16 protein-coding genes are annotated in these 22,515 nt (G+C 49.9%); 6 read left to right on the top strand and 10 right to left on the bottom strand.

Going from position 1 to position 22,515, the window contains the following annotated elements; translation table 11 throughout:
- On the top strand, positions 1 to 263 hold a 263-nt coding region (locus AAF564_15875), incomplete at its 5' end, for a M23 family metallopeptidase (GenBank protein MEM8487031.1).
- A 166-nt stretch (positions 264 to 429) separates the two neighbouring features.
- On the opposite strand, the gene AAF564_15870 is transcribed toward AAF564_15875, so the two are convergent.
- Positions 430 to 1,887 carry a hypothetical protein gene (locus tag AAF564_15870; protein MEM8487030.1) on the bottom strand — a complete coding sequence of 486 codons (1,458 nt, stop codon included), beginning with the start codon at positions 1,885 to 1,887 and terminating at the stop codon, positions 430 to 432.
- A 295-nt stretch (positions 1,888 to 2,182) separates the two neighbouring features.
- On the opposite strand from AAF564_15870, the gene AAF564_15865 reads away from it, so the two are divergent.
- Positions 2,183 to 2,332 carry a hypothetical protein gene (locus tag AAF564_15865; GenBank protein ID MEM8487029.1) on the top strand — a complete coding sequence of 50 codons (150 nt, stop codon included), beginning with the start codon at positions 2,183 to 2,185 and terminating at the stop codon, positions 2,330 to 2,332.
- Between the two features lie 133 nt (positions 2,333 to 2,465).
- A complete protein-coding gene (locus AAF564_15860) occupies positions 2,466 to 3,257 on the top strand; it encodes a T9SS type A sorting domain-containing protein (protein ID MEM8487028.1) in 792 nt (263 codons plus the stop codon).
- A gap of 73 nt (positions 3,258 to 3,330) precedes the next feature.
- Here the strand turns inward: AAF564_15860 and AAF564_15855 are convergent, their stop codons facing one another.
- Positions 3,331 to 4,515 (bottom strand): serine hydrolase domain-containing protein, encoded by a 1,185-nt coding sequence (locus AAF564_15855; GenBank protein MEM8487027.1) that lies wholly within the window; start codon positions 4,513 to 4,515, stop codon positions 3,331 to 3,333.
- Between the two features lie 217 nt (positions 4,516 to 4,732).
- A complete protein-coding gene (locus AAF564_15850; GenBank protein ID MEM8487026.1) occupies positions 4,733 to 7,066 on the bottom strand; it encodes a cation:proton antiporter in 2,334 nt (777 codons plus the stop codon).
- Positions 7,067 to 7,310: 244 nt separating this feature from the next.
- Between AAF564_15850 and AAF564_15845 the strand changes: the two genes are divergently transcribed.
- The 3 genes from AAF564_15845 (at position 7,311) to AAF564_15835 (ending at position 13,359) form a co-directional block, all read left to right on the top strand.
- Entirely contained in the window at positions 7,311 to 8,708 is a 1,398-nt protein-coding gene (locus AAF564_15845; protein ID MEM8487025.1) for an ATP-binding protein, read from the top strand.
- Between the two features lie 21 nt (positions 8,709 to 8,729).
- Positions 8,730 to 10,403: an FAD-dependent oxidoreductase gene (locus AAF564_15840; GenBank protein ID MEM8487024.1), complete on the top strand. Its 1,674-nt coding sequence runs from the start codon at positions 8,730 to 8,732 to the stop codon at positions 10,401 to 10,403.
- 301 nt (positions 10,404 to 10,704) lie between these two features.
- A complete protein-coding gene (locus tag AAF564_15835; protein MEM8487023.1) occupies positions 10,705 to 13,359 on the top strand; it encodes a choice-of-anchor B family protein in 2,655 nt (884 codons plus the stop codon).
- Between the two features lie 81 nt (positions 13,360 to 13,440).
- On the opposite strand, the gene AAF564_15830 is transcribed toward AAF564_15835, so the two are convergent.
- The 7 genes from AAF564_15830 to AAF564_15800 form a co-directional block, all read right to left on the bottom strand.
- Positions 13,441 to 14,052: a hypothetical protein gene (locus tag AAF564_15830; protein MEM8487022.1), complete on the bottom strand. Its 612-nt coding sequence runs from the start codon at positions 14,050 to 14,052 to the stop codon at positions 13,441 to 13,443.
- 105 nt (positions 14,053 to 14,157) lie between these two features.
- Positions 14,158 to 14,661: a plastocyanin/azurin family copper-binding protein gene (locus tag AAF564_15825; GenBank protein ID MEM8487021.1), complete on the bottom strand. Its 504-nt coding sequence runs from the start codon at positions 14,659 to 14,661 to the stop codon at positions 14,158 to 14,160.
- 282 nt (positions 14,662 to 14,943) lie between these two features.
- Entirely contained in the window at positions 14,944 to 15,795 is an 852-nt protein-coding gene (locus AAF564_15820) for a YihY/virulence factor BrkB family protein (protein ID MEM8487020.1), read from the bottom strand.
- 92 nt (positions 15,796 to 15,887) lie between these two features.
- Entirely contained in the window at positions 15,888 to 17,930 is a 2,043-nt protein-coding gene (locus tag AAF564_15815; GenBank protein MEM8487019.1) for a T9SS type A sorting domain-containing protein, read from the bottom strand.
- Positions 17,931 to 17,946: 16 nt separating this feature from the next.
- Positions 17,947 to 20,001, bottom strand: a complete 2,055-nt coding sequence (locus AAF564_15810; GenBank protein ID MEM8487018.1) for a T9SS type A sorting domain-containing protein — start codon at positions 19,999 to 20,001, stop codon at positions 17,947 to 17,949.
- Positions 19,991 to 22,042 (bottom strand): T9SS type A sorting domain-containing protein, encoded by a 2,052-nt coding sequence (locus AAF564_15805; protein ID MEM8487017.1) that lies wholly within the window; start codon positions 22,040 to 22,042, stop codon positions 19,991 to 19,993. Before AAF564_15805 ends, AAF564_15810 begins: the two co-directional genes overlap by 11 nt.
- 147 nt (positions 22,043 to 22,189) lie before the next feature.
- A partial coding sequence (locus AAF564_15800; protein MEM8487016.1) for a family 16 glycoside hydrolase occupies positions 22,190 to 22,515 on the bottom strand: 326 nt, incomplete at its 5' end.

Below are 22,515 nucleotides of genomic sequence, written 5' to 3'. Positions count from 1 at the left end.
TGCGCCCTGAGCATGGAAAAGCGCTTGTGTCTTATCTACATTTAAATCCAGACTCGACAATGAGATATGTTAATGAAGGCCAAGTTGTGAGTAAAGGGCAGCGATTGGGAAGAATTTCAAATTACTTACCCGGTGCCACAACTACAATTCACTTGCATTTTAGCGTAAAAAAATATGACCAGCGATTTGGCAAAAGAGTCTATATTCCTCCTTATTCAAGTTTGGTAAAGTCTTACAAGCAGTTACTTGTTGAATGGAAATAGCTTTTTTAGTATAGCCTTTTTTGTGATTCTTTCCTAGTATTTATTTTTGCGCCCTTGTCACTCTTTTTCTTCCCCACTCGATCTAGTAAAGCGCTTGTTGTCTATCTGTAAGGTTACAGTAACTTTGAAGAATGAGTTTGACCAGCGTAGCTTGCTTTGCGGTAGTTTATTGTCGCGAATTGTTGTTTTGTTTAGTGATTTTTTTCAAAATTCGACTCAATACTGAACTAACACCTGGAAATGAAATTGCTGCAAGTGAAAATATAAAAAAAATAGAGATCAATCTTCCAAAAAAACCCATTTTGAAGCTTGGTAAAAGAGATTTTACCCCTGACCAAATTCTTGGGATAAGACCTTCAGTATCCTGTCTGTACACATCGTTGGGCTGAAGACCAGAGGTCAAAGTTGGCTTTTTTATCCACCAATTCCCCTTAACAAATAAATAGACAGCAAAACGAATGTGTATGCGATCCGCATATTTTGTTCCTTTTGAGAATACATCTGTTAACCAATTACCTTTTCTCCAACTACCAATATTCGAGACTCGAATCAGGAAATATTTGGTCTCATTAAACAGACCAAATTCATCTCCACCATTCCTTTGGTTAATTAATTCATAAAAATCTCCAGTAATGTTTGCAATCGGAGATGTGAGAAGTTCATTTTGCCCATCTTCGGATTCGATTCTTTCGGCAAAAGGAATGCTTTCTCGACTTTCATATAAAGCGTATGCAAGTCCTTTAGGAGCAAATGCTCCAATTCTTTGCTCAGTTTCTTCCTTGTCCCCATAAAAATCTACATCTAGTATTTCAACGGCTGCAATTCCAAATTCTGCATCGTCTGAGTTGATATCGTTACCAAACTCTGTTTGAATACCTTGATAATACCTAGCTTTATCGTTAGGCGAAAGCTTTATCAATAAATCGAAGGGAGCATGCCTTTGATCTTCATATTCAGCCTTGTTGCTCAATCTTCGGCCTAGTATTTCATGGTACTTTCTTTTCTGCTTGAGATTAGTACGAGCTGGTTGAGTTTCGATTGTTACATCAAAGGTCATTAGCCAGAGTTCCATAAACTGTCGTTGTATCGTTCCAGATTCATCCTCATATTGCCACTCATATTTCTCCACTGGACGTTCGACTTCAAGCCGTCTTCTGAGGTGATTGGAAATAGGAATTCTTTCTCTTTGATTTCCTAATGCAAGACTGGCAATATGTTCACTTGTCAGTACTTGAGGCTGACTAATGTTTGCGATTATGTCAGGGAGACCACTTCCTTCATCATCAATTTCTAAGTGCAATTGAGTGGGAGTGGAATTGAAAAAGCCACCATATTTTGCAAGGTCTGCTGTGCCATCTTCGCTGTCAAACCACCATTTGTGATTGTAGTAGCGCAACCCATCTATCTCGCTCACAACGCCTTGAAATGTATTGATGTGATAGTTGTCGTTCGTACTTCGAGTTGGGAGAGTTAACGCATCATTTGTGAAATCTAAAGTGCTTTTAACATCATTTCGTTCTGATAATAATTTACTAGACCAAATTACTTCCCACTCTAAGGCAACTCCTACAGCAAGAAGCAAGCACAAAAGAATGAAAGTAATCAGCCGATAATTATTTAACATGATTTCGACTAGTGGAATGACAATGGATAATCGAATTATTTCGAATATAGTGAATGATATAGTTACATGTAAGATGATATTTGAATGATCTTAGTTCTACTCATGAAGCCCTATTAGTTTAAAAACTTAACCAGCTAGATTAGCTTACAAGCAAGCTGCTCGCCACTGAACAAATCGTTGAAGAGAAAATAATCGGTGTCGGGGAAAGTGTCAGGGGCGTTTAGTGGAACCCAGTAGACTCCAAGACCCAAGAAATGTGCAAAGTCCTTCAAAGCGCATTCAAAAACGGCACCCAGTGGATCCCAGTAGACTAGAGAGAATACCAGTACTCGGGCTTGACGGCAAAGTCTACGCTGTCAATGCCGCTATCCTACCAGATTTTGAAGGTTCGAATCTCGGGGTGCCAGCTGCTGAAGCGCACATCCTGCTCGATCAAATCCCCTGATTAGCCGGCATGTTTTCATCAAAGGTGGGAAAATGGTACGACAAGCCATAACAGTCTGATACCACACGCCAACCCGCACACAAGGCGTTCAAACCCCAGTTTGCTTCTATCGTTCTGAAACCCCTAATAAGCCATGAAGCACTTCATCACGCTCTTTCTTGTACTCTGCTTTTGCCTGCCGCTGCATACACAGGCGCAGGAATTTACGTTGCCGGTTACCTTTACAGCAGGATCTCAGTCAACCGTGCTAACCATCGGTACCCATCCGAATGCAACAGATGACTTTGATGTTGACCTGGACGTGCTAGCTCCGCCGTCTCCGCCGTCGGCGGCCATCAATGCCTGGTCAGCGATAAACAACGAAAACTACCAGACCGACCTGCGAAGTATTTCTGAAACCGAGTTACAGTTTTCAATTGGTTTTCAGGCAGACCCAGGTAGTGACATCACGCTATCCTGGGACTCTGCCCCACTTGCCACGCTTGGATCCTTTGAAATAACAGACGATGTGACCGGCACCCAGTTTGGCCCCGTGGATATGACCGCGACAAACAGTTTCAGCCTCTCTGAAGCCGGCGGCCAACTCAATACAGGGCTACGTATCAGCGTGGTACTGGGCAACGTGGGCGTAAGCAATGAAATGGCCGGCGAAACACCGGATCAGCTGATCCTCGCACAAAACTATCCCAATCCCTTTGCCGCCTCGACATCCATTTCGTTTACCACAGCAGTTGCCGGGCAAACCCACGTAGCTGTGTTCAATGTCCTCGGGCAAGAAGTAAAAGTGTTGCTGGATGGCGTGTTGCCGGCAGGTTCACATCAGCAAAATTGGACGCCAGGCGACGTACCAGGTGGTGTTTATTTCTACCGCGTAACGCAGGCAAACGGCACATCGCGTACCGGGCGCATGTTGCTGGTGAAGTAACCATTATCGTTGCTGCCCATCTCAACACCAACTTACAGCTTAGATAGGCAGGAATGTCTGGCAATCACTGGCACTACTGCTGAGACTCAAGCCATTCGATCCACCGGCCGTATCCCCCGATCATGGGCGAGTCGGGGTCCATAAGTACAAGGGTATCGTACATTGCACCTACCGCCAACGCGTTGGGCGCATTGAAGAAGATGATCAAGCCGTCTTTAGATTCAGTATAAAAGTAGCCCAGGGTCAACTCTGACCAATCGCTGCCGCTATGGCTTAACACTTTGGTATCTCCATAGTCGAGCACTTCCCAGCCTAAGCCATACCCCTGCGCCACAGGACACACCTGATCTTTATCCATTTCGCAGTCAACCATTGCCTGGTCTGCCGGCTTGGTAATTTGAACGCGATTCCGGTCAGCGATGAGCGCTTTGCTCAACCCCTCCTCATTCATCACTGAAATCAAAAACCTGGCATAGCTTTCAACACTGATGACCATATCATCAGACGCAAAATATCGGCCTTCTTGCCCGCAAAATCCTCCGGGACGGCAATACGGATCATATGCACGGCCATTTTCATCTTTAGGCTGGGCAATGCGATCGAAGTTTGCCTGGCGTACGCTGTAAGACACTCCATCCATGCCGACAGGGTCGAATACATATTGCTTGACGAGCTCTTCTGGATGTACCCCTAGTTTCCTTTGCGCGTACCGCATCACATACTCAAATCCTTCGCCGGAATATCCGAACATCGTGCCCGGGTCGTTGACAAACTTCAATTTTCTGTCAGCGCTAATATTCCTCCAATTCAAAAAACCGGAAGAATGGTTGAGGGTCATCCTTGGCGTTAGCAATTTGTGCTTCGGATCGTCAACAAGATCTGGATCAACCCAATGGGGCGCCATCGATTCATCCAAATCCAACTTCCCGTCATCGACCAAATGCAAAAGGGCTTCAGCAGTGATCGTCTTGGTGATGGAGGCTACGTTAAAAAGCGTTTCATGGGAAGCCGGTACACCTGCTGCTTGCTCTCCATAGTACCCGGCCCAAACCAATTCACCGTTCTTAATTACCCCTACCCCGGTTGTATTAACGCCATGCTTTGCCATGATTTCAGGGAATTTGCGGTCCAATTCGGCAGCACGTTCCGTGGAAACACCAGGGATGTCCCCAGTATTCTGGGCTGTCGAGCGCTCACATCCTGAAAGCGCTATGAAAAAAAAGAGCAAGCAAAAGGATCTCAATCGGTATGCAGACATGCTGAGAAAAAGGCTGGTGAATAAATGCATTGAAAAAAGCTACTACCTGACCTTTTATATAGCCATTCAATTACATAACAAGTTCGTTCAAGTGCATTCATGCAAGCATATGTGCCTGTTTTCAGCAGGGTCTCTTGCAAAGCCGGATTTTCTGCTAAAACATTTAATGTACTTCACTACGCGTTGTTGGAGCGTGTATTAGGCACATCAGCATAGCTCAACTTTGAACAGAAGCGACAACCTGCTTCTCTTTCAGCACGCGCACGAGTTCATCGATGGGTGGGTTTTTCATAACCACATCCCCCACTACAACCATCGGAAACTTGAGTTTGCCGTTGTTCATGGCGATGACTGCTTCTTTTGCGCTTTCGTCTTGCTCGATGTTGTGGAATGTGTAAGGATAGCCGTGCCGGCGGAAGTATACCTGAAAACCACCGGTGAGCAAACACCAATCTGCGCCGTAAAGATGTATGTCATTCTCTGAAAAGCTACCCGGTGAAACAACGCTACCGTTGTCCTGCGGCGGATTGTGCCCGGAGAACAACAGGGCGCAGGCGGCAAAGTCGCGTGCCTCTCCCATGAGTGTAAGCTGGTCACCCAGGCGTAGGGTGAGTTCGTTGTCTGGGCGGTTCACGATCATATCACCACGCTTGATGGCCTTTACATCGAGGCCTTTGCCTGAGAAGTGTACATCTTCCAGGGTTTTGCCGACAATCGGTGCATTCTCGCGCAGGGTTACCGTTCGCGTATCCAATGCGCCGCGCAACATCGCGCCAATCGGTGCGAGTTTCTTGCTACTTTCTTTGTCTCGCAAACTCAGGTAGCCGTCGTGTTTAACGGACCCCAGGCACTGCTCCATTTCAGCCGGCTCAACGTGGTAGTCGCGCAGCATTTCAGCAAATAACTGGACAACCACCTCGTGTTCATCTGCCAGCAACAAGTCAGTGCCGGCGTGGTGCAATTCGTCAGCCGGCGCATACGTGCGAGAGCGGGCGATAATCTTTACCGTTGGATTAATCGTACGGACCACACGGGCAACCTTATGGGCCAACTCGGGGTCATCATCTGCAACAAACAGCATTTTAGCGTAACTGACCCGTGCATGCAGCAGTGCGTTCTGCCGCGTGGGGTCTCCGCGAAACACGGGAATCCCTTGCGCTTCTGCCTGCTGCGCCCGTGTAGGGCTTAGCGTAACAACTATCTGTGGAATATCAGCCGCTTTGAGCAGGCTGGAAAATGCCCGCGACGTAGCACCATAGCCGGCCAACACCACATGGTTTTGCAGCGTAAAGTGCTCTTCAGATCCCTGTGTTTCTTCCTCCGTTCCCTGGCTTTCCATTTCAGAGGGCTCTTCGCTACTACCTGCAGGTTGTAGACGTGCAACCAGTTTCTGTCCGAGTTGAGACAGGAGCGGCGTAAGCACCATCAATACAACCGTTGCCGCGATAAAGGTTTTTGAGCCAGTCGTTTCCATGCCGGCTGGATACAGGTCTAACTCCCTGCCGGCACGCTCGAGCACAAACGAGAACTCCCCTACCTGTGCAAGGAAAAACCCGGTTGTAACAGCAGTTGAAAGGCTGTAGCCGAGCACCCTTAAGCTGAACGCGGTTGTGAGAAACTTAAGCAAGAGAACCAGCACAACAACGCCCAACACCAGCGGTAAATTGGTAAAGAGAAACGCCGGGTCGAGCAACATGCCAACAGAGACAAAGAACGTTGCGGAGAAGAGGATTTGTAGCGGAAGGATCTCACCAAATGCATGCTCGGAGAACCGGCTTTCGGACACAATGAGGCCGGCCAGAAAAGCGCCAAGCTCCAGGCTCACACCTGCCAGACTCGCGAGCAAGGCCATCCCAAAACAAATTGCAATCAACGCCAACAGAAACAGCTCCTGTGAGCAGGTTTTCGCCACGCGCTCCAGCACAATGGGCATCACGCGTCGGGCGCCAAACAAAGAGACAACAATAATGAGCGTGGCTTTGCCAAGGGCCAGAAAGATGTCTGAAGAATCACTCACTTCGCCGGCCAGCATCGGCACCAGCAGTACCATTACAATGATCGACAAATCTTGAAAAATCAGAATACCCAGCGAAGCTTGTCCGGGCTCCGTGTTGGTTTCACCTTTGCTGCCAAGCAGCTTGAGTACAATGGCTGTTGACGACAGCGCTACAAGGAAACCGGTGAACAGGCTGGCTTGCCAGGAAACGCCGAAGGACATCAGGATGAGCAAGGTAAGCCCTGTGGTGAGCAGCACCTGCAGCAGTCCGCCGCCAAAAACAAGCCGCTTGATACGCACCAGTTTTTCCAGGCTAAACTCAATACCAATGGTAAAGAGGAGCAGAATTACGCCAATCTGCGCTGTAGCGTCTACCAACTCCTGGTTGGCAACGAGGCCCAAAGCATTTGGACCAATCACAACACCGGTTAACAAAAAGCCCACGATGGGCACCAGTTTGAGGCGGTAGCCGACGTACGCAATCAGCGCAGCTAGCACCAATAAAATGGCAACTTCAGCAAAAAAGGGGGGAATAGCGGCAGCGAGGTAAAACATAACAGGAAGCGCCGTGAATTAGTGGGGTTGGGTTTGTACATTGGATCCCGATTATTTTGCAAAGTTGCAAGTGGGCGCATGGAAAATTCCATATAGAACGATCAGGATCGTATCTTGAGCGTTTTGCCCAGTGGCAAGCAAAGGGCAATCAGCCGGCACGCTTGCCGAGAAGGGTAACACATTTATGCCTTCTTTTGCCAATTTTCAGTGTCTCCTCTTAACTGGCATTACTCCCTAAATCGCTATGATTACGCCTGCTGATTTGCAGTCCATTCAAGTATTTGAAGACCTGGATGCTACAGCACTCGCGTGGCTTCAAGAACACATGGAGCCGCTATCGCTGGATACGGGTGACCCCCTCACCAAATCAGGAGACCCGGCGGAATGGATGTATGTGATTTTTGAAGGGCAGATTCGCTTTGAAGCACGGCAGGAAAATGGCACACTGGCCGTATTCATGACGGAAGCCGGCCAGGTAAGCGGCATGCTTCCCCACTCCCGCATGACCATCTTTCGCGCGGCATCTGCAGCGACCATGCCAACACGCTTGGCCCGGCTACACAAGCGGCATTTTGAGGCCATGCTAGAAGCCATTCCGCCGCTGGAAAGCCGGTTTGCCCACATCATGCTCGACCGCACGCGGGCCAATGCACACGTGCAGGTCCAGCAGGAAAAGCTTGCTGCCCTGGGCACCATGGCAGCCGGACTTGCCCATGAGCTCAACAACCCTGCTTCAGCTGCAAAGCGCGCTGCCCAACAGATGGTGGAGACGCTAAAAATGTTCAATGCCCTCTCCTCGGGCATGCTACAGCCCATTATGTTCAAAGACAGCGCGGGCACAGGCCATCCTTTTCAGCCCGTAATCGATGTCATTGAGGGGGAATCTCCCAGCCACGATGCCCTGACAGCAAGCGAATTGGAAGATGACCTTGCAGACTTCCTTGATGAGCATGACTTGCCGGCTTCGTGGGATGCCGCAGCCATGCTGGTAAGCATGGGGTTCACCCGCGACTTTCTTGTCTCGTTTTCAGAAGCTTTGCACGAAGACCAGGTGAGCAGTTTTTTGAGTTGGTTGACGCAGAGCTGCGAGATGCGCATGCTCAGCAGTGAGCTTGCCTTGAGCACGACGCGCATCTCCGAACTTGTTCAGGCGATGAAGTCTTATTCTTACATGGACAAGGCCAATGAGAAAAGTGAAACAGATATCCATGAAGGCATTAACAACACGCTCACCATCCTCAACCATAAACTGAGGGGCAAAGCCATCGATGTAGTCAAGGAATATGGCGACATTCCGGTTGTTGAGGCGTATGGCGGCGAATTAAATCAGGTGTGGACCAACCTGCTTGATAACGCAATTGCCGCAGTGCCTGAAAGCAATGGCCGCATTACCATCAGAAGCCGCTACCAGCCAACACTCAAGAGTATTGAAATTGAAGTTGTAGATAATGGCGCCGGCATACCTGATACAATCAAAGACCGTATATTCGAGCCCTTTTTCACCACCAAAGATACCGGTGAAGGTACCGGACTCGGGCTCGATATTTCTTACCGAATCGTAACGGCACGCCATGGCGGTGCCCTTTCATTTATCTCCGAACCCGGTGAAACCTGCTTCCAGGTGCGCCTCCCGGTAAGCTAAACAGATAATCATACTGAAGCTTTGAGCAAAAAAACCAAACCCGCGATCCTTGCTGTAGATGATGATCCCGCAGTGCTGCGTGCTGTTTCCCAAGACTTGCGCCGGCGCTACGGAGATACTTACCGTGTACTACGCGCACCATCAGGGACGGAAGCCCTCGAGGCCCTGAAAACCCTTAAAGAGCGCGATGAACCCGTAGCACTCATCGTATCGGACCAGCGGATGCCGCAAATGGATGGGGTTGCCATGCTCGGCGAATCCATGGAGCTATACCCGGATACGAAACGCGCCCTGTTAACCGCTTATGCGGATACGGATGCAGCCATTTCTGCAATCAACGAATCGAAGGTCGATTACTACTTGATGAAACCGTGGGATCCACCTGAGCAGCGCCTCTATCCGATCATCGACGATTTGCTTGCAGATTGGCAGTTGTTGTATCGACCGGGATTTGGCGGCATCAGGGTAATTGGCGACCGGTGGTCTGCTGCATCGCATGAGGTCAAAGACTTCCTGGCACGCAACCAGATTCCATACACCTTTACCGATATCGAAAAAAGTGCAGAAGCCCGCGCCCTTGCCACCGAGCTGGCTTCAGGTGATGGCGCGCCTTCGCTGCCGATTGTGGTTTTGCCAGATGGCGAGCAGTTGGTGAGTCCATCTGCAACTGTGGTTGCTGAAAAACTCGGATTGCGTGTACAGGCCGATCAGGCGTTCTATGATCTCGCGATTGTTGGTGGCGGGCCAGCCGGCCTTGCAGCTGCAGTCTACGGTGCTTCCGAAGGCTTGCGCACTGTGCTCATCGAAGAATCAGCAACGGGTGGACAAGCCGGCACGTCCAGCCGTATTGAAAACTACCTCGGCTTTCCGGTAGGCTTGTCTGGTGCCGACCTGGCACGGCGTGCAACAGCCCAGGCACAGCGTTTTGGTGTAGAGATCCTCACCCCCCAGTCGGTTTCCGGATTGGCAGTGGACGGCCCCTACAAACAGTTGACCTTGAAAGACGGTAGCACGCTCAACTGCCACGCCCTCATGTTAACCATGGGTGTGAGTTGGCGAAAACTACCTGCAGATGGTGCAGACACACTCACAAGCCGCGGGATATACTACGGCGCTGCAATGACAGAAGCCCTGAATTGCCGCAACGAAGAAGTGTACATCATCGGCGCTGGTAATTCAGCCGGCCAGGCAGCCATGTTCTTTTGTGAGTATGCCCGGAAAGTAACGATGCTCGTTCGTGGCGAAAGCCTGGCAAGCAAAATGAGCCACTATCTCGTCAGCCGGATCGAGGAAAGAGAAAATATTGAAGTTTTAACCCATACTTCTGTAACACACTGTAAAGGAAAAGACCGGCTTGAACAATTGGTGTTAACCAATAGCCAGACGAATACAACAAACGAAGTGCCAGCCAACTTCCTCTTTGTTTTCATTGGCGCGGTACCACGAACAGACTGGCTCGGAGACATCGTGGCCTCCGACGCACGCGGATTTGTGATCACCGGCAGCGAACTCGATAAAGAAACTCAATTGCAGAACTGGCCACTCGAAAGAGATCCCTATCTACTAGAAACCAATGTACCCGGCATTTTTGCAGCAGGTGATATCAGAAGCGGCTCCGTAAAACGTGTCGCATCAGCAGTAGGCGAGGGCTCGGTGTCTGTACATTTCATCCACCGATTTTTGGCATCATTGTAATGGTTCGAGCAGGAAAAGAACCGCCAACTTCCTCTCTCCTCACCCCAATCTCCACCCACAAAAATATATTTGCCAAAAGCGATTGCCGATGGGCTTTGTTTTCTCTATTATCAAGCCTTCTCGAACTTCGCATAGGCAATACATAGCCGGCTGTTCTGTTTGCGCATCTTCCCCTCTGCATGCCATCCAGCAAGCCGATTGACCCCGCTGCCTTTTTGATGTGAAACGCATTCCCCGCAATGTACAGCCAAGGCGTATGGGCTGTATGTGCACCTTTCCATTCTTAAGACCAAAGTAAGATATGTACTTCCGCGTTTTAGCGCTTTTAGCGTTTGGTATCCTTTTATCTACCCCTGCCTTTGCCCAGGATGCAGCTTGCATCAACGGCATGGCTGACGGTTACGAATGTGAGGCGGTTGACCTGCAGGCATTCATGAGCATCACCGAAATGGGTGGCGCTGGTACAACCGAAGCCAATGACATTTGGGGCTGGACCGACATGACTACGGGCAAAGAATACGCCCTGGTAGGCCTGACAACGGGTACCGCCTTTGTAGACATCAGCGACCCAACGCAGCCTGTCTATCTAGGCAGCCTTGCAACGCATACGTTTTCTTCCACATGGCGCGACATCAAAGTGTTCAACGACCACGCCTTCATCGTCAGTGAGGCGTCTGGGCATGGCATGCAGATCTTTGATTTAACAGAACTGCGTAACGTAACAAATCCGCCGGCAACTTTTTCAAATACCGCACACTATGATGCATTTGGCAGCGCGCACAACCTCGTAATCAACGAGGGCTCCGGATTTGCCTACAGCGTGGGCAGCAACACGTGCGCGGCCGGCCTGCACATGGTTGACATCAACAACCCAACCAGTCCGATTGATGCCGGCTGCTTCTCCAGCGATGGCTACACACATGACGCCCAGTGCGTGATGTACACTGGCCCTGACGCAGAGCACAATGGCAAAGAAATTTGTGTCAACTCAAACGAAGACACCATCACGATTGTTGATGTAACCAGCAAAAGCAACCCTGTTCAGCTTTCCCGCGAAGGCTATCCAAACAGCGCTTACGTCCATCAGGGTTGGTTCTCTGAAGACCAGCGGTACTTCTACCAGAATGATGAACTGGACGAAGGAGGCAGCAATACGCGCACCATTATCTGGGACCTCGAAGACCTCGATGATCCCTTCCTCACCAGCGACTACTTTGGGCCAACGACGGCAATCGACCATAACCTGTATGTGCTGGGAGATCTTGTATTCGAATCCAACTATACTGCCGGCTTGCGCATCCTCGATATCACCGACCCTGAAACTCCTGTTCAAGTTGGTTTTTTTGACACGTACCCGAGCAACAACAATGCTTCATTCAACGGTGCGTGGAGTAATTACCCGTACTTTGCAAGTGGCAACGTTGTAGTAAGCAGCATCGAAGACGGCTTGTTTATTGTAAAACCCAACCTCGATGGTGGTGGCAACAGCGCACCGATGGCCAACTTCACCAACAGCTGTACGCTTCTTTCTTGTGACTTTACTGATGCCAGTTCCGACAGCGACGGCAGCGTGGTATCCTGGAGTTGGGACTTTGGAGACGGCAACGCATCCTCCGCTCAAAATCCAAGCCACACCTTTGCCAGCAACGGCACATACTCGGTTATGCTGACGGTTACCGACGACATGGGTGCTTCCGATTCACAGACGCTTGCAGTAACGGTTAACGATGGCACCAGCAGTGGCACCATGCATATTACTGCCATCACAACAGCCACCATCCGTGGCGGTGGCGGTGGTACGGTAGAAGCTACCGTTGTAGTAGAAGATGATAACGGCAACCGTGTTGATGCAGCTACAGTGACAGGTACATTCAGTGGCGACCTTTCTGGTACTGATTCTGGCGTAACCAACAGCAGCGGTGAAGCTGTGCTGACGTCAGATGATTTCTCGAACCGCCCGTTTGATCTGGGCATTTGTGTGGACAACATTACCCACGCATCGCTCACGTACGATCCGCTGGCGAATACCAACCCGGATTTTGCCTGTGAGTCTGGCGGCAACATCGCGCCTACAGCAAGCTTCAGCTTCTCCACTACCCTGTTTACAACCACGTTTACCGATGCAAGTACAGATAGCGATGGTTCAATTGTGTCGTGGAACTGGACGTTTGGCGATGGGAATTCGTCTACCGCCCAGAACCCGTCGCATACCTACGCAGATGCCGGCAGCTACACGGTTAGCCTGACCGTAACCGACGATATGGGTGCAACCAACACCACGAGCCAAACCGTAACCATTAGTGATGGCACGGGTGGCGGCACAATGCACATCGAGAGCATTACGACGGAGATCACCAGAAGCGGCAGCGAGCGGTTTGTTGAAGCAACGTTCCTGATCCACGATGACACCGGAAGTCCGGTTGCTACCGTTACAATTGACGGTACCTTCGAAGGTGATCTCTCAGGATTTGATACGGGCGTAACGGACGGCAATGGCATTGCTGTTTTGGAATCCAACAGCTTTACAACCCGCCCGTTTGATCTGGGTATCTGCGCAGACAACGTTTCGCATGCCAGCCTTACCTACGATCCGGCACAGAACACCGATCCGGATTACGACTGTAGCGGTGGTGCGGCCCCGTCTGACATCAATGCAGACCGCCGGGATGCGTTTCAGACCAGCGGTGTACCAACAGAGTTCAGCATCAATCAAAACTACCCGAACCCGTTCAATCCGACCACGGTGATCGAGTTTGGTGTACCGGAAGCGGCGCACGTATCGATCAAGGTATTCAACTCGCTGGGCCAGGAAATGGCAACGCTTGTCAATGAAACCAGGGATGCGGGATACCACACCGTATCGTTTGACGCAACAGAGCTTAGCGCCGGCGTCTACCTTTACGTGATGGAGACAGCCAGCTACAGCGTCACCAAACGGATGACATTACTTAAGTAAGTTAGACATCCATACAGACAAAAAGGCCACGGAGGAATAGCTCTGTGGCCTTTTTTATTTTACAATGAACCAGTAGCGTTTCTATTTAAAATCGGCAATTTGCGCCTTCAGCTGGCGCGCCTGGTTTGCCAGATCAGCCGACATGTTTTTGCGCATTTCCAGGTACCGGTAGTATTGCTGCGCAAGAATGTATTGCTCGTTGTATACCCTCTGGTACGTGACTGCACCTGAAGGCGGCAATCGCCGGTATCGCTCCCCTAGTTGAACCAATTTCTCTTCCACATACATGATCCGCTGAATTGCGTGTGCAAATGATGTTAACGGAACATAGAAATCCAGTGAGAAAACGTCGTATCCTTCGCGCGTAAGTACAAAATTTATGACATCTACCGGATATTGCGGCGAAGCGAAATATGTCTCATAGAACACAGGGATTTCATTGTTTTCCAACTGCAGTCTGAATTCTTCATTTCCTATGGCGTGCCGCTGGGCAAAGCCTTCAAATAACTGCTCATAACGATCAAGCCCAACTTGCATAAGTGCGGCTATTCGCTCGATTTCTGCGTCGGTCCGCTGTTGTTCTTTGTAACTTGTAAAAAGAAACGCGAGATAAACGCCCAGGAAAACGATTATCAGTTCTAGAAACAGGCGAACGGGATTGATGGTTGATACTTTTTCGATCAAACGGCGCATGATATCACGGTTGCGTCAGATACTCAGAACAGACAGGGTCAAAAATAGAGAAAGCACTCTTAACGTATCAAGAGTGCTTTCTCAAATATGCTACTTGATTCAAGATTACGCCACAACTGTCATCACACCTTTCATTAAACTGTAATGCCCGGGAAACGTGCAAATGAAGGGGTATTCTCCTGGCTCAGGTGCTGTAAATTCTACAACTACACGATCACCAGCAGCAGCCAGCGGCGTGTAGAACAGAACGGCAGGGTCATCCGGAACATATTCGTTGTCGGGGCCAGCCTGAATAGCAGCGATGCCTATCGCATTCAAATCAGCGTCCGGGCTCAAAATTACAACATTGTGCTGCATGGCTTCCATCGTTGCGATGTTGTCCATTACCAGTGTAACCGTGGCTCCTGCTTTGACCGTAAATGCTTCATTAGCATACTGCATTTGGTTATCTATAGGCTGAATCACAATTTCACCATCACCCGAAGCCTCGGTAGCTTCTTCAACTTTTTCCGCCTCGGCAGCTTCGGAGGATTCAGCGGGGGTCGACTGATCACTTACGCATGCGGACAGCATGAAAAAGGCCAGGAGAAGTAAGAAAGAATATCGCATATCTATATACCAGCGTTGATAATTAAAAGGTGGTAAACTGAATGTACACTAGCTTTTGAACTTGTATCGTTATTCGACAGCTTATCGAATAACCGATAAGCAAGTACATTCGCTAAAGGTCGTATTTTTGACCTAATATATAGAATAGCTATTCCAGTTCCATTCTGATGTGAGGGAGTAATGAAGACTTTGAGAGTTTCACGACGCTTGATACCGTTTCCTAACAACCAAACGCACGCGATCCATCTCGACAGCCTGCCACGCTCATGCAACGGCAGACAGTTAATCCTTTTGCGACCATTCCCGCGAAAACGCAGCACCAAAAAACAGGACGGCTCCTGAGAAATAGATCCATACCAGGATCACTGCCAGGGAACTGGCGGCGCCAAATGCAGAGCCAAAATTGCTGTTGCTGATGAAGTAACTCATCAGTTCTTTGCCTATCGTAAAGCCAATAGCTGTTACCAGCGCTCCGGCAATGACATTGCCCCATGACACATCCAGGTCTGGCAGCGCTTTGAACAGAATAGCGATGAGCAGGGTGGTTATCAGAAAGAAGAGGAGAAATAATGCACCGGTCATCATGGTGGTAACAATCGATTCAGCCATCACCTGATTCATTTGTCGGTCGATGAAGGCCACCAGTGCGCGAGACACCAGCGAAAGCATCAACAAAAATCCCATCCCCAGTACGACGAAAAAAGAAAGCAGCCGTTTTTTCAGAAAACGTTTGAATCCGCCTCTCGTCGAAAGCTGGTCTATGCCCCACACTTCGTTTAATGCAACCTGCAACTGGGAGAAAGCACCGGTTGCGCCAAACAAGAGCGCCAGGACACCGCCTGTAGTAGCTACTGTGAGGTCCGTAGCCTGCGACCGTACATGCGCAATCATGGCTTCAATGGTGCCGGCGGTGTCTGTGCCCAGGTAAGTCCCGAGTGTTTCCAAAACCTGCCGTTGCACGTGCTCGGCATCAAAAGCAACACTGGCCACAGAAAGGGTGATCAAGAGCAATCCGGGTAACGCAAACACTGTGTAGTAAGCAAATGCAGCAGATTTTTGCAAGCCGCGTTGGGCCCAAAATGCCTGGCCTGTTTGTTTTAGCAGCGTAAACAGTTTACGAAGGGAGTTGTACATCCAGTAACCGGATTTGCAGAATGCTTGGGTAGTCTATAACTCGCAACATCGCAAAGTTTCAGCTTACGTGCCAGAATTAACAACCGTATCCCTTAACGCACAATGACGAAGCGGCCGATTTGCTCAATGTCCGGTGTCTGCAGGTGGTAAAAGTAGAGCCCGGCAGGATAGGTGCGCAAATTGACAGCAAGCGTATGATCGCCGGCTGCTTTTACGCCATCTTGCAAGCGTTGCAGTTGCCGGCCCTGGATATCAAACAGGGTGATTGTCAGGTTGGTTGTGTGCGGCAAGCTATAAGCTATCGTGGCCACAGCCACCGCTGGGTTCGGAAAGATCTGGTGTTCCAAGACGGGATACGGTGCAGATCGCCCATCTTCGACCCCGACCCGCACAGGTAACGGCGGTGCAAAACGTAACACCTGGTCTCTCAACGCACTACTGACATACAAATTGCCCGTTGCGTCGAATACCATCCCTAAAGGCCAACGCAGCCTACCTGATTGTGAAGGGACAAAAACACTCCCTGCTCCGGTAGACTTGTTAATACGGTAAACTTCGCTACCACCAGATCTTGCGGCGTAAATATCCCCGTAGGGGCCCAATAGCAGGAGTCGCCTTTCCCCAAACCGACTAGATGAATCGCTGTTTGGTAGCTCTGCAAAGCGATCAACAAAGTTTCCCGTTTGCGCATCAAAACGCCAGATTCCTCCTTCCATGCCCATCGAACTACTCACGTACAGAAAACCATCCGGGCTAAAGAGCATATCGCTTGGCTCCCGCAGTTCTCCCTTATCGAGCGATGTAAACACATCAACAAACGCACCAGAATCCTGGTCAAACCGCAGGACCTCGCTCGACCCACTGCTCAACACGTACAGCAAGCCATCACCCCCCAAAAAAAGCGTCCTCGGCGTCTTCAGTCCACCCGTTTGAAACGGTATAAAAATATCTACAAATGCGCCACTTCTGGCATCAAAACGTAAGACTTCGTCCTCCGACTCATGCGCAAAATATAAAAACCCATCCGGCCCCAATGCCATATCTCCAATAGCTGTCAATCCAGCCTGGTTGGGGGTGATGAGTCTGTCAACAAAACGGCCTGTATCCGATGCATATCGATAAACGCCCTTTTGCCCGGTAGCCACATACAACAGGCTATCAGGGCCAAACAATAACCTCGTAGGAAAGTCGAGGCCACCCGAGCCTGAATCAATAAAGTATCCCTCGAATGCACCAGAAGTTAGGTTATGCTCCGAGACCTTGGCGTTACCGGTATCCAGAATAAGTAGATTCCCTGTGATCCCTTGTATTATCGGACCGGGTGCTGTTATCCCTGCATTGGAAGCCGCGGCAAACACCTCCATAAAAACACCCCTCTCCGCATCAAACCGCAAAACTTCTCCGCTCCCCTGACTGCTTATTACGATTGAATTGTCAGTGCTAAAAAATGGTTTACCGGGACGAAGAATTCCGCCGCGAAGACTCGGGATGAACGTATCTATCAAAGCGCCCGTAGCCCCATCAAAACGCAAGACATGTGTATCGCTTATGTAGAGGTTGCCGTCTGGGCCAAATACCAGATGATCGGGAAGCCTGAAGTTATTATTCTCCGCAACAGCAAAGGTATCTATCAACTCGCCTGTTGCACCATCATAACGCACCACGGACGGATGTTCGTTTCGTTTTCCTGCATACAAGTGTCCATCCGGCCCAAAAACGATATCAAGTATAAAACCAGATCCGGCGGTTGTATCAGCTACAAATGTACCGATAAGGTCACCCGTTGCCCCGTCATAGTTGAATATCTGTCGATCCCAGAAGCTGCTTATGTACAAGTTGCCATCTGGACCAAAATCCAGTCCGGTTGGGGCATTGATGTTACGCACAAAGGTGTCAAGATAATCACCGGTTTCGCCATCATAGCGCAGCACACTGTTTAGTGTAAAGCTGGCAATATAGAGGTGATTATCAGGGCCCAAAATAACATCAGCGGGTACTTCTGCTAGCCTTTCAGCAACAACAGCACCGAGAAAATCACCAGGCAATTGCTGGCTATAAACTGATCCAACAGTGCAGAGAATCAGGAACGTCAACACAACCCAAATGCGCCTTAGTTTATTCGATAGCCTTTTCATCGTACTGCATCCTCCGCTAGCGAATCAGCGTCATTTGACGGGTATCAGCAAAGGCTCCCGCCTGTAGGCGGTAGGCATAGACGCCACTTGGTAAATCGTCCAGGTGTACCCAAACATTATGTTGCCCCGCCGGCTGAACGGCATCCACAACAAGTCGGACCTGCCGCCCCATCATGTCATAAACCGCGATCTCCACAGGCCCGGCTTCAGCGAGTGTGTAGGTAATTTGTGTTGCGGTGCGAAATGGGTTGGGATAGTTGGCGCCAAGCGTAAATACAGATGCTACTTGCGAAGGGAGCTGTGTACCTTTTTTTGATGCCGGCCCAACAAAGCGCAGCACCTCATCCGTATCAAAGCTGCTTACATACAGGAGATTGTCCTTGCTAAAAACCAGTCCCCGGGGGCCATCCAGGCCGCCAGTCAACGCCGGTACATAAACATCCATAAACGTACCGGTATCTCCTGCATATCGCAAAACCTCATTTGTAAAAAGGCTGCTCACATACAAGTTACCATCGGGCCCAAAGACGTGATCCTGAGGGGCGTCGAGGCCCCCACTGCCACTTTCAACAAAAGCGTCAACAAATACGCCTGTTACACCATCATACCGTAGAATAGCATCCGTAAAATAGCTGCCGACATAAAGGTTGCCATCCGGACCGATCTGCACACCATGCGGCGCATCAAGCCCTCCGCTTTGTGCTGTTATAAAAACATCTACAAAAGTACCAGTTTCAACGTCGTAGCGTAGCACTTCATCCGTCAGCACGCTTGCAACGTACAGGTAGGTCTGGCTCGAATCAAAGGCCATACCACCAGCGCCATCCAGGCCCCCCGATCCTGCGTTTATATAATTTTCAAGTAACTCGCCAGTAATTGCATCGTAGCGAACAACCTTGTCTTCACCAAAACTGGATACATAGAGCCGATTTGATGTATCCAGTAGCAAATCAAATGGTCGCCAAGGCAGGTTTAGGCAGCAGGCCAACGCCGGCTCGCGCGCCGCGCCGCTCTCTTCGTGGAAACGATAAACAAATGGTCCCTCAAACCCGGCTACGAAAAGGGAGCTATCTGGCCCAAAAGCGAGCCCAAATGGCCCCTGTATCCGCCCTCCCTGCTTCTTCACAAACTCATCAATCAACTGCCCGGTGCGGCCATGATACCGAAACACGATGTCTGCCTCGTCATCATACACATAAAGTTGCCCGTTGGGACCAAAAGCTACCAACAGGTAGACAACACGGACCTCACCGGATGTAACGCGTGAAGCAAACTTGCTCATGTAGTTTCCGGTCTCCCCGTCAAACTGTAACACGAACCGAGCCCAGTGCCCAACGTAGAGGTTATCATCAGGTCCAAAAGTGAGCGAATAAGGATATCGGAGTCCCCCACTACCTGATGCAACAAAAGTATCGATCAGCGCTCCAGTAACACCATCAAACCGCAGAATTTCGTGGGTGGCATAGCTGCCGGCGTACAAGTGATCATCTGGCCCTCGTATCAGGCTATAAAAATAGCGGAGGCCGTTGCCAGTTGAAGCGATGAAAGTATCTACAAAAGCACCATCCTGGTCAAAATGTAGCACTTCATCCGTATTGATGCTGCTTATAAGCCACGTACTGTCAGGCTGTAACACGAGACCAGCCGGACCATCAAGCGTACCGCTACCCGATTCTATAAATACATCCAAAAAGTCGCCAGTTTCACCATCGTAACGCAGCACTTCATCTGTGGTGTGGCTGCTGAGATAGAGGTGACCGTCGGGCCCAAAAGCCATCCCGCGGGGTGAAGCCAGTCCGCCAGCTTCTGTGCGCACAAACTCATCCAGATAGAGGCCCGATTCGCCATCGTACCTGACAACATTATGGTCCGTAATGCTGCTCACATACAAATGCCCATCGGGTCCAAAGACCATGTTGCGCGCCTGTTGGGGCCGGCCATCTCGAACAACTGCATCCACAAATTGCCCTTCTGATTGCGCATAAAGCACCATAGGCAATCCCATCACAAGCAGAAGCGCAGCGAATCCAACGCGGAAGGTAAGGCCATATGTTGGATGATCACCGAACATGCAACATGCGTCCTGTTTGTGTGTGCGCTCCGGTGCTTAACTGGTAGATGTACATACCAGCTGGCAGGTTTTCTGGCGAAAAACCAACTGCATGGTCTCCTGCTTGCTGAAAGGTATCAACCACTGTGGCGATGTGCCGCCCCATAATATCATATATGGACAACGTAACCTGAACTGACGCCGGGAGAGAATATGTAATTTGTGTCGAAGCTTTGAATGGGTTGGGATAATTTCCGGCTAATGAAGCAGCCTCGGGCAAGTCCATCCCCGATTCCACATAGGTGTCTAAAGCAAAAGGACTGGCGTACCGCAGAATTATATCGTTGCCGATGCTACTAACAAATAGATCATTGTTGGGGCCGAACACCAATCCGCGTGGACCAGACAACGGGCCACGAGACGAGTTTGCATATACATCAATAAATTCTCCAGTCTCTCCATCGTATCGCAAGACCACATTGGTAAACAGGCTGGTTACATAGAAATGTCCATCTGGACCAAAAACGTGGTCCTGGGGTGCATCGAGTCCCCCGCTGCCCGCCGTAACAAATGCATCTACAAATGCGCCTGTATCCAGGTCAAAACGCAGGATTTCGTCTGTTCGAAAACTACCTACGTAGAGTAGCCCATCAGGCCCAACCAGCAATCCGTGGGCACCCGACAGGCCGGCTGTACCTGATCCAGTAAAATTATCTATAAATGCTCCTGTTTCACCATCATACCGAAGCACAGCATCCGTTTCAAAGCTGCTTACATACAGGTGTCCATCAGGCGCAAACACAAACCCGCCGGCGCCTTCCAAAGCACCGCTTCCAGGTTCAACAAACGCATCTACAAATGTGCCCGTTTCACCATCATAACGCAGCACAGCGTTGGTACCAAAACTGCTCACATAGAGATCACCATCCGGCCCAAAAGCTAGAGCAAACGCTCCTTCGAGCCCGCCCTGGTCCGGCAACACAAACGTATCGATATATTGCCCGGATGTGCCGTCATATCGAAATACGGCGTGCAAGGTGAAGCTGGCTACATAGAAATGGCCATCAGGACCAATGGTGAGCCCAAATGGTTGATCGAGGCCGCCGTTGGGCACGGGTACAAAAAGGCGATGAAATCCACCATTTGTCCCATCAAACTGTAATACCTGCTGACTCACAAAGCTGTGGTGATCCCTGCTGTTTGCATACAGATCTCCATTCGGACCAAATGTAAAGGAAGTGTTATCCCGAAGTCCGCCTTCGCCTTGCGGGACAAACTCGCCAAGCAAGGCACCTGTCTGCGTATCGTATTGCAGAATGGATTCAGGCGTATTGAAAAACAACCGGCCATCAGGACTAAATTTCATCTGGGCAGTCGCGTTGGCCGGCAAAGCAATGAACACATCGACGAAGGCGCCGGTTGTCCCATCGAAACGAAAAACCTGGTCCAAGAGATCATCTCTAACATACAGGGATCCGTCAGGCCCGAAAGCCAGTTGTGAGGGGTTGGACAAGGTCCCGCTTCTGCGCGTGACAAACACGTCGATGAAGGCACCGGTTATGCCGCTGTACCGCAAAACTTCGTGTGTATCGGTAGAGGTGAGATATAGATCACCAGCGTCGTCAAACGCAAAATCGGTAACTTTGGGAATATCCTGGTTGCCGGCTGTGATGAGCGTATCGAGGAAAGCCCCGGTTTCTGCATCAAATTTCAAGATCTGGTTTGAACCGGCGTCTAGGATGTATAGGTGATTGTCTGGCCCCACTTCGATCACACTAGGCCGGCTAAGCCCGCCGGTACCTTCAACAATGAAAGTGCCCATAAAGGCACCGGTTTCCCCATCGAAGCGCAATGCTCGGTCACCAAAAAGGTCAAGCGCAATCAGATCGCCGGCAGAATTAAAGACCATATCCGGCATGCGCTGCCCATACGACCTCGCCACAAACTCCCCAAGGTAATCACCCGGCGCTGGCTGGGCAGAGCCGGCCTGACTTGCTGCCACAAAGAGGGCAACAAACAAACTGCGCCTGACAATACAGGAAACTGTTATGAGAAAATCCACCAGGCCCATCGAGACTAAACCAGGATTTGTTTACGGGCCTTGAGATGTGATGCTGCCCGCTTCTTCTATCTATTCGTTTCGAAGACGCTAAACAGCGAACAAGTGGCTCGTTCTCAAATCATAAAAAATGCGCAGCCCCGGCTTCTATCAATCGAGCCGTTTAATTTTAATTTCTCTAAACGCAATCCCCTGCCCTTCCGCCTGTAGCCCAATATAGCCTTCAGTCAACCTTGTACCGTCGACCTTATAAGCGGGGTCAAAACCATTGGCAACACCACCACCTATTTGCGGCTTTGTGTACTGCAAGACGGTTTCTCCATTTACTTTATGGATGACCAGCGAATCATGATAGACAATCAAATCACCCTGCACCCACACATCCCACGGATAGGTGGCGGAAGAAGAAGAAATGCAGTGCCTCGGATCAAGCTCACCCTCGAAGAACACATCCGTACCCGGTGAACACATGTTGC

The organism is Bacteroidota bacterium, from assembly GCA_039111535.1.
GTDB lineage: Bacteria > Bacteroidota > Rhodothermia > Rhodothermales > JAHQVL01 > JBCCIM01.
The sequence above is the reverse complement of the archived record's forward strand: the minus strand, read 5'-3'. Positions and strand labels throughout refer to the sequence as shown.

Coding starts and splice junctions, on each gene's coding strand:
- AAF564_15870 (MEM8487030.1), bottom strand. CDS start 1,887: ATGTTAAATAATTATCGGCTGATTACTTTCATTCTTTTGTGCTTGCTT.
- AAF564_15860 (MEM8487028.1), top strand. CDS start 2,466: ATGAAGCACTTCATCACGCTCTTTCTTGTACTCTGCTTTTGCCTGCCG.
- AAF564_15855 (MEM8487027.1), bottom strand. CDS start 4,515: ATGTCTGCATACCGATTGAGATCCTTTTGCTTGCTCTTTTTTTTCATA.
- AAF564_15850 (MEM8487026.1), bottom strand. CDS start 7,066: ATGTTTTACCTCGCTGCCGCTATTCCCCCCTTTTTTGCTGAAGTTGCC.
- AAF564_15845 (MEM8487025.1), top strand. CDS start 7,311: ATGATTACGCCTGCTGATTTGCAGTCCATTCAAGTATTTGAAGACCTG.
- AAF564_15835 (MEM8487023.1), top strand. CDS start 10,705: ATGTACTTCCGCGTTTTAGCGCTTTTAGCGTTTGGTATCCTTTTATCT.
- AAF564_15830 (MEM8487022.1), bottom strand. CDS start 14,052: ATGCGCCGTTTGATCGAAAAAGTATCAACCATCAATCCCGTTCGCCTG.
- AAF564_15825 (MEM8487021.1), bottom strand. CDS start 14,661: ATGCGATATTCTTTCTTACTTCTCCTGGCCTTTTTCATGCTGTCCGCA.
- AAF564_15820 (MEM8487020.1), bottom strand. CDS start 15,795: ATGTACAACTCCCTTCGTAAACTGTTTACGCTGCTAAAACAAACAGGC.
- AAF564_15815 (MEM8487019.1), bottom strand. CDS start 17,930: ATGAAAAGGCTATCGAATAAACTAAGGCGCATTTGGGTTGTGTTGACG.
- AAF564_15810 (MEM8487018.1), bottom strand. CDS start 20,001: ATGTTCGGTGATCATCCAACATATGGCCTTACCTTCCGCGTTGGATTC.